At 72.0% G+C, this 1,473-nt stretch carries 1 protein-coding gene; it reads left to right on the top strand.

Annotation, left to right across the window (positions count from 1 at the left end):
* Positions 1-1,181, top strand: a 1,181-nt coding sequence (locus LPU43_RS20030; protein WP_229402019.1) for a DUF3459 domain-containing protein, incomplete at its 5' end; no start/stop codon positions are given.
* Between the last annotated feature and the right edge of the window lie 292 nt (positions 1,182-1,473).

The raw sequence follows: 1,473 nt of genomic DNA, 5'->3' as shown, positions 1-1,473 counted from the left end.
ACAACCATTTCGGGCCCTCCGGGGCCTACGCGCCGATGTTCGCGCCGTACCTCACCGAGCAGAGCAACACCTGGGGGCGCACCGTCAACCTCGACGGCCCGCACTCCGACGGCGTGCGCCGGTACATCCTCGACAGCGTGCTGATGTGGCTGCGCGACTACCACGTCGACGGCCTGCGCCTCGACGCCGTGCACGCCATGCCCGACTCCCGGGCCACCCACCTGCTGGAGGAGATCGCCGTCGAGGTGGAGGCCCTCGCCACCCACCTGGGCCGGCCGCTGTCGCTGATCGCCGAGTCCGACCTCAACGACCCGAGGTTGATCACCCCCCGGGAGGCCGGCGGGTACGGCCTGCACGCCCAGTGGAACGACGACGCCCACCACGCCCTGCACACCCTGCTCACCGGGGAGCGGCAGGGCTACTACGGCGACTTCGGCTCGCTCGACTGCCTGACCGACGTGCTGACCGGCGCGTTCTTCCACGCCGGCACCTGGTCCAGCTTCCGCGACCGCCACCACGGCCGCCCCGTCGACCGGCAGCGCACCCCCGGGCACCGCTTCGTGGCGTACCTCCAGAACCACGACCAGATCGGCAACCGCGCCACCGGCGACCGGATCTCCGCCACGCTCTCGCCGGGGCTGCTGCGCGTCGGGGCGGCGCTGCTCTTCACCGCCCCGTTCACCCCGATGCTCTTCATGGGGGAGGAGTGGGCGGCCAGCACCCCGTGGCAGTTTTTCACCAGCCACCCGGAGCCGGAGCTGGCCACCGCCGTGGCCACCGGCCGCCGCCGCGAGTTCGCCGCCCACGGCTGGCCGGAGGGCGACGTGCCGGACCCGCAGGACCGGCAGACCTTCGTCCGGTCCCGGCTCGACTGGGCCGAGCTGGACAAGCCCGAACACCGCGAGATGTACGAGTTCCACCGGCGGCTCATCGCCCTGCGCAGGAGCCGGGCCGACCTGACCGACCCGCGGCTGGACCGCGTCGACGTCCGGCACGGCGACCAGTTCCTGGTGATGCGCCGGGGCGAGACCCTCGTCGTGGCGAACCTGGCCGCCAAGCGGCAGCGGATCACCCTGCCGGGGGCGGCGCGCCGGGTGCTGCTGACCACGGGCGAGGGCGTCACGGTGACCCGCGACCGCATCGACCTGCCGGCCGAGACGGCGGCGATCGTGGCGCTGTAGGCGGCCTGGCGGGGCCCCGTGATCGTCTGCTGACTAACGAGACGACACACCGAGCAGACTCTCCGAAATCAGCAGACGATCATCGGGCTTCGTCGCTCACTCCTGCTGGGCGGCTTCGGTCGGCACGGCTGAACCGCCAGCCAGGTAAACCGGGCCCCAGGACCCCCGATGTCCCCGGGTGTGCATGCCGCGCCGGCTGTCATCAGGGCGCGTGCGCGGCAACGCGCACGATCGCGCCGGTTCGGACAACAAGATCGTGCTCGATCCCGAAAAGAGTGGCCTTGTTGCGGGG

Source organism: Micromonospora okii, from assembly GCF_020884795.1.
GTDB classification, from domain to species: domain Bacteria; phylum Actinomycetota; class Actinomycetes; order Mycobacteriales; family Micromonosporaceae; genus Micromonospora; species Micromonospora okii.
Note: the sequence above shows the minus strand (reverse complement) of the source record. Positions and strands in the feature narration are given on the sequence as shown.